The sequence below is a fragment of the Flavobacterium psychroterrae genome (assembly GCF_018380615.1).
Classification (GTDB): Bacteria; Bacteroidota; Bacteroidia; order Flavobacteriales; family Flavobacteriaceae; genus Flavobacterium; species Flavobacterium psychroterrae.
The window spans coordinates 1-7,178 of record NZ_JAGYVZ010000056.1; the positions used below are offsets into that span (position 1 = coordinate 1).

At 30.2% G+C, this 7,178-nt stretch carries 5 protein-coding genes and 1 tRNA gene; 1 reads left to right on the top strand and 5 read right to left on the bottom strand.

Annotated elements, in window-relative coordinates; translation table 11 throughout:
- Window positions 1–224: 224 nt before the first annotated feature.
- From KHA90_RS24770 to KHA90_RS24790, 5 genes are all read right to left on the bottom strand, one after another.
- Window positions 225–857: a hypothetical protein gene (locus KHA90_RS24770; RefSeq protein WP_213308175.1), complete on the bottom strand. Its 633-nt coding sequence runs from the start codon at window positions 855–857 to the stop codon at window positions 225–227.
- A gap of 318 nt (window positions 858–1,175) precedes the next feature.
- A tRNA-Ile gene (locus tag KHA90_RS24775) sits at window positions 1,176–1,249 on the bottom strand.
- A 147-nt stretch (window positions 1,250–1,396) separates the two neighbouring features.
- On the bottom strand, window positions 1,397–1,801 hold the full coding sequence (gene mce, locus KHA90_RS24780) for a methylmalonyl-CoA epimerase (RefSeq protein WP_213308177.1): 405 nt from the start codon (window positions 1,799–1,801) through the stop codon (window positions 1,397–1,399).
- A 31-nt stretch (window positions 1,802–1,832) separates the two neighbouring features.
- A complete protein-coding gene (locus KHA90_RS24785; protein WP_213308179.1) occupies window positions 1,833–4,199 on the bottom strand; it encodes a hypothetical protein in 2,367 nt (788 codons plus the stop codon).
- Window positions 4,159–5,163, bottom strand: a complete 1,005-nt coding sequence (locus KHA90_RS24790; protein ID WP_213308181.1) for a hypothetical protein — start codon at window positions 5,161–5,163, stop codon at window positions 4,159–4,161. The genes KHA90_RS24785 and KHA90_RS24790 overlap by 41 nt, the downstream gene beginning before the upstream one ends.
- Window positions 5,164–5,334: 171 nt before the next feature.
- On the opposite strand from KHA90_RS24790, the gene KHA90_RS24795 reads away from it, so the two are divergent.
- Entirely contained in the window at window positions 5,335–7,023 is a 1,689-nt protein-coding gene (locus KHA90_RS24795; protein ID WP_213308183.1) for an Ig-like domain-containing protein, read from the top strand.
- Window positions 7,024–7,178 lie beyond the last annotated feature (155 nt).

The following is a 7,178-nucleotide window of genomic DNA, read 5'->3' on the forward strand; positions in this document are numbered from 1 at the left end:
GAAAACAGATTTACTAGAAAAATAATTACTTTTACTCATCGTATTTTGTATGTCGAAACACAAATTTACGATTCATTTAAAGAAGCCATCTTTTTGGCTTCTTTTTTTATCGGACAACAATGATTTAAAATAACTAATAATAATAAATTATCAAACAGAACAAATCACTTTAGCTTATTTTATCTTTAAAAAACATATTTGAGTAATCAAATTTTACACAGCGATCAAGGCAATTTTTCAAATAATCGTGTAAAATCGTTAAGGTGTAAAATTTTATCTCCATCATTTATTCTAATATACTTATTAAAAAAATCAATAATTTTGGTGTTTGTTTTATCTTTAATATGTGAATTCCAATTTTTTTGAATATTGAAAAGAGATGTCAATATTTCAATTATGTTCTGTTTTGAATTTCTTTTATTATTTATTCTTATTGAAATTGATCCTTCTTTTATTTCCATTCCATTGCATAACTTATAAAGATTTTCAATTGAAGAACTATCTCGAAAAATATTAATATACTTCTCTATTATTAGATCAAACTCTCTTTGATGAATCTGCTTAATAATATCTCCATTGGTCAAGTTTATGGCATCTTTAAAATTCACACCATTCTGATTCATTGATCCAATTACATCACTTTCTTCAAAAACAACTTCCTTTTGTTTAAATATTTCGCTAGGGTTTTCAAAACAATCTTTTACTATTTTAAAAATACTTGTAGGTGTTTTTATTTCAAACATAAAAAACAATAGAGACTGGGTAAAAACAAGCAAAAAGAGATTTAATAAGATTTTGTAAGTTTCTGAAACACTCATAACTTCTTTACCAAGAATGACTCCTAATAAAAATGACAAAAGGAAAATTAGAACCAAGATCAACAACCTACTTTTATTAATTCCTACATAATATCTAAATTTCTCTTCAAAATATAAATTTACAAATAGAGGTTTAACTATGAAAAACAATCTAAAAAGCAGATATATAGGAACAACAATTCTCCCAAAAATTAGAATAAATGACAAGATGTAGATATAAATGGTCATATTATAATCAATTAAGTTATATAAAAGTAAACAAAACTAATTGATTATAAAACAATTGATGTTCGTCAAATGCTCGTCACACGAAAATAAAAAAGCCTTTACATCACTGTAAAGGCTTGATTTTAGTAGTGGTCCCACCTGGGCTCGAACCAGGGACCACCTGATTATGAGTCAGGTGCTCTAACCAGCTGAGCTATAGGACCGGTTTGAGGATGCAATATTACTACTATTTTTTATTCACTCCAAATATTTTGGGATATGATTTCTATTTAATTTCAATAGCAGTCGCTATATTCTCACAACATAATTGATTTTCAACATCTTATTTCAAATAAAAAAACTACATTTTTTTATCTAATTTCCTGACAAAGCTCCACTAAAACGCCATTTGTGTTTTTTGGATGTAAAAAAACCACCAATTTATTGTCTGCGCCTTTCTTGGGAACTTCGTTAATCAATACAAAACCTTCACTTTTTAATCGATCAATTTCAGCATGAATATCTTCTACATCAAAAGCGATGTGATGAATTCCTTCTCCTTTTTTTTCTAAAAACTTCGCAATTGGACTTTCCGGATTTGTTGCCATTAAAAGTTCAATTTTATTAGTTCCGGTTTGAAAAAAAGAAGTTGAAACTCCTTCGCTTTCTACAACTTCCATTTTATAGGATGGTACGCCTAATAATTTTTCGAACAATACATTTGCATCGTCCATGTTTTTAACCGCAATCCCGATATGTTCTATTTTATTTACCATGACATTTAAATTTAAAAGAAATCAATTATATCTATTGATTCACGTAAGTATTAAAATAACCACATTCAGCAATTACATCCTGATAGTATTTAGTATCTGAATACTCTTTTTTAAGGGTTTTAAAACCGCTCCAGGCAATAAAATTGACTTTATCATCTTCGGCTTCCCACCAATTTTTTAGTCCGTTATACTTATTATTATAATATTCGTTACGCTCACATTTTGCCAGCATATAAATACATTTTGCTTTTTGCTCTTTTGTCGTTGCGGCTTCAAATGCTTTTTGGTAATACATTTTAGGAACATCACAATTGGTAATCATTTTTTTCATGGAATCCCTAAACGAATATGGGCTTGAACCATAACCCACAATACTTATTTCATAAAAAGTTCTGCCGTTCCCAAAATGGGTCAAATTATAAAACGCATTTCCAAGTAGTAAACTATTGGTATAAACATCTTCTTTTTGAGCAAGTTTATCCTGCATTGATTTTAAAGTATTTAAAAAATCAAGTTGCGTATATTTCTTTTTTTGAAATGCTGCATGATCGCAATCGTGACAATCCTTAATATTTCCGTTAAACGGATTTCCTAAAAAAGTATAATATTGAACCGAATCTGTTTGCTGAATAAAAGCAATTGCTTCGGGAATTTTATTTTTAAAAGTGGACTGAACCGCCTGAAAATTATTAATGTCTTTCAGTTTCAAATTATAAATCCCCGCTCCTATTTTCTCAATTTCGGTTTTATTTGGCTTAGCCAAAAATGCTTTCATCTCAAGCAAGCTCTTTTCATTATCATAGAAAGAATTTCCGGCACCCCAATAATTATCAGGCATTTCTCCGCCAAACAATTCGACCATTACAGGATTTGATTTTGCACGATAAAGTGTTGCTAAATAATTCTTGCTCCATGATGCTGCATTTTGATAACGAAATTCCTGTCCTTTATACGTTTTAGGAAGTTCGTTATACAGCCAGTTCAAATCAGCCAAAACTGTTTTTTCGTTTTTATCCGTCAATTTATCAATTTTACTCATGTTATTTACAAAACGAAGCAATCGCAATTGATAATTCGCCAATTCTGTTTTAGGCATTGTTTTTTCTGCCTTATTCAAATTATTGTCCGCAGCAGCATAATCACCTTTTAACGTTTGCAAATATCCTAATGAAATATCCCACAAATATGGCTTTTCAGCATTTCCTGCAGCAGCAATTTTTGCAACCAGATCAAAAGCTTTCGTATTAATCTTAGCTTTATTTGCTTCTTTATTCTCGGCAACGGTTTGTTTTACAGCCGGAGTTTTGTAATCATCCGGATTTGTTTTTGCCTCAAATGAACTATTGATGGCTTGTTCCTGATTATTGACCAAACGCGTTAGCAAATAATCCAAATGTTCGCTTTTAGGATCTAATTCATAAATTTTACCTATTGCCTGAGTTTCATCTTTATAAAATCCGTGAACTGCCCAAAGCGCCGCTTTTTCCTTATTATTTTTAGCTAATGCCAAAGATTTATTCCAGTCGGCATCATTTTGCGGATGAAAACTATACGCCGTAACAACCCTTAATTCCGGACATTTATCAAAAACCTGAGCATATAAATAATTTGACGTTGAATATTTTTTCTGTTTGTAATTTATTCCTGCGATATAAGAAAGCGCACGATAATACAAGACATTTTTAGGCACAGAAGCTTCTGTTTTATTAAAAAATTCAATTGTTTTTTTCTTATTACTGCTGTAGAAATACGCTTTTGCAGTAAGAAACCAATACCTGTTTTTTAAAAATGAATCTGAAGTTGTATTATACACGTTTTCGATTGACTGAATCATTTTTAAATCATCAAAAGTTTTCGCCACAACGGGATCATAACTCCAATAATCATCACCAATAGAAACGGTTTCTATTTTTTGTGCCAGATATAAAAACTCAATAAAACTTTTTACTTTAGCATCTTTCAAACTAATTTTCTTTCCCCATTTTAATGAAGTTGGATTTTCCTTTTTGGTTTTAAAAAAAGTGTGAAGCTGCGTAATATCCGTTTTATTTTGGGCAGTTTTTTTATCAGATGAATACATATTCGTTTCCTCCCCAATCAGAAAATAATTTACCGTGGCTGGATCAACTTTCCCTTTTAAATATCCCTCCCAATCTGATTTTATATTGTCATTAAATCTGGAATTATGTTGTGTATCAAAACCAATTCCGTAAAAAATATCACCGGATAAAAAAAGTGGTGAATAGGATTTATCTGTAAATGTTTCCGGCGTAAAATTAGAATTGTACCCCATAAAGTCCCAGTCATCGCCGCCGCCACAAGCATAAATTATTCCATATACCGAAAGTAAAGCAGCACTAGAAACAAGAAATAACTTGTTTAAAAATATTTTTTTCATAATTTTTAATATTGAATTCGTCTAAATCGTAAAATATAATTTCTTTAGGAGCCTGAACTACATTCTCGTCTAATTGTTCCGCCATTTCTTTTAAATCTTCTGAAGAAATTGCTTCTGTTTTGAGCAAATCACTTTCTTCATAAAAAACGCCATTTTTGTAATTGGATTTTATAACCTTAAAAAATATTGGACTTATGGATTTAAAATTAGCATCTTTTTTTAATTCGCTTACATTTAATTTTGAACGTAAACCAATTACTTTTTGATTCCTGATATGAACTGCCCAGGAATAAATGGGCAAAGCAAAATCAAGATGCAACGGATATTTTTTCAGGCTTTTGAGATATTTTTCTGAAATCTTTTTACTGTAAATTGAGTTTAGTGAATCTGGCGCAATTGTTCCCATATTATAATACATCAAAACTCCGGAATCAACATTTGGAATTTTAGTTGTCTTAAAATATTTTACCTGATGCAGCCGTATTGTTGCCGAAAGTTTTTTATGCGAAAGTTTTTTGAATTGCTCTATAAATTTAAGATAATTGTCTTTGCTTTTTAAAGTCCAGTCACAATCAATTTGAATTTCCTGACAACTAATTTTATTCTTAGCATTAATTTCCTCAACCAACCGAATCGTCTTTTGAGCCAGATCATCAATATCAAGATGTGAGAGTAACATGACTTTGTTTTGGATAAAAACGACAGGAACAATAGTAAAATTATTGGTACTTTCCTTAAAATGAATAGGACTAACCGGAAATGGTTCCTGCGTTACGGGATGCAAACCTATATCAAAATATCTGATATAAAGCTTACTAACTTCATTATCGTGCAATACTTCTTTCTCGGCTGGAGACAATTTGAAGATGGTTTTCCAATAATAAAAAGCAACAATTGGCTTTTCGGTTTTACCACAGGAAATCAGTAAAAGAAATAGCAAACCAAAGAAATATCTTCTTATCAAAACCTGGAAAAATTAAATTTGAAATCAAAAGTAAGAAATTATATCCTCTCGATGATTTCAAATTCAAAAAAATAGCGCCAGACAAAAGCTATAAATCCTAATAAATGGATAAAAAATTTCAATTAAAGCAAATATAATCGTTATTTTGTGCAATCAAATTCAGAAACCGTTATGTTGAAAAACAACTTCAGATATATTTCCTTATTACTGGTATTTTTAATGTTGAGCTGTGCTAAAAGAGGCAGCATTACCGGCGGATTAAAAGATACTCTTGCTCCGGTTTTAAGATATAGTTCTCCAAAAAACATGAGCACTAATTTTACAGGAAACGAAATCATTTTAGGCTTTGATGAATATGTAAAACTTAAAAATCTAAACAAACAGCTTATTATTTCGCCGCCAATGAAACATGAGCCGGTGATTTTGCCTACGATTGCAAGTAAAGATTTTACCATTAAAATAAAAGATACTTTACTGCCTAATACTACTTATAGTTTCAACTTCGGGCAAAGTATTGCAGATAATAATGAAGAAAATGCAATCAATCAATTCAAGTATATTTTTTCGACCGGATCTTATATCGATTCGCTTTCAATTAACGGAATTGTTAGAGATGCATACGAAAAAAACGTAGATAATTTTGTATCGGTAATGTTATATGAGGTAAATGATACTTTTAAGGATTCCTTAATCTACAAGCAAAGCCCGAGATATATCACGAATACACTTGACAGTTTGAGAACTTTTAAATTAGAAAATTTAAAGGCGGGAAAATACCTTTTAGTTGCGTTGAAAGATAAAGGCGGAAACAACAGATACAATCCTAAAGATGATAAAATAGGTTTTCTTAAAGATTATATTACGGTTCCAAACGACACTGTTTTCGAACTGGAATTATTCAAGGAAACACTTCCGCTTAAAGCGTTCAAACCAATTCAGGCTTCCGGAAACAGAGTTTATCTTCCTTATGAAGGGAAACAAAATTTTAAAACTTCTAAACCTAAAATTGTTCTTAAAAATAATAATGAAATTTTAGAAACCATTGTTACTGCTTTTCCTAAAAAGGATTCCTTACAAGTTTGGTATAAACCAATAAAAGTGGATTCATTGTCAATGCAAATCAGCAAGGATAAATATGATAAAAAGTTTACTTTTAAAGTTAAAGATCAAAAGAAAGACACATTAAATATTACAGCATTACAAAGCGGAACTCTAAATTTTAGAGAAAGATTTACGCTGGAATCTTCAACGCCATTAGTAAAATTTGACAAATCAAAAATTAGATTAGTCAACAAAGATTCTGTTGCGGTAGATTATACGACAGAATATGATGAATTTGAGCAAAAATTATATGTTGATTTTAAAAAAGAGCCCGTTGAAAAGTACAACATTACTTTTTTTCCCGGCGCATTGACTGATTTTTACGAAAAATCAAATGATACTTTAATCTATAAATTATCGACAAAAGAATACTCTGATTATGGAAATCTTGTTTTGAATTTACAAAACGTAAAACGATTTCCTATAATAGTTGAAGTAACCAATAAAAAAGGTGACGTTGTTTATGCTACCGATTATTCTGAAGGTAAAACTAAAATTGAGTTCAATTTAATGGTACCGGAAAAGTTTACTATTCGAATAATTTATGACGATAATAAGAACAAAATTTATGATTCAGGAGACTTTTTAAACAAAAAGTATGCTGAGGAAGTCTTTTATTTCCAGACAGATGTTGACGTGCGAACGAATTGGGACGTAGATCAGGCAATTGATTTAAGTGTACCTTTCAATCCGGAAGTAGAGAAAAAACAAGTCGACAAGAAGAAAAAAGAGGACGAGAAAAAGAGAAAAGCATTTTAGATTTTAATCTCAAAAATATCTTTATCGCTTATATAATCGAAAAATTGAAATGTACACAAATTTAATTTAAAATGTACATTTTTCAGCCAAAACGCAGAAAAGCCAATACATAACGTATTGGCTTTTTAATATCATTTAAACACTCATTAAAGGCT

Coding starts and splice junctions, on each gene's coding strand:
- mce (WP_213308177.1), bottom strand. CDS start 1,801: ATGGTAAATAAAATAGAACATATCGGGATTGCGGTTAAAAACATGGAC.
- KHA90_RS24785 (WP_213308179.1), bottom strand. CDS start 4,199: ATGAAAAAAATATTTTTAAACAAGTTATTTCTTGTTTCTAGTGCTGCT.
- KHA90_RS24795 (WP_213308183.1), top strand. CDS start 5,335: ATGTTGAAAAACAACTTCAGATATATTTCCTTATTACTGGTATTTTTA.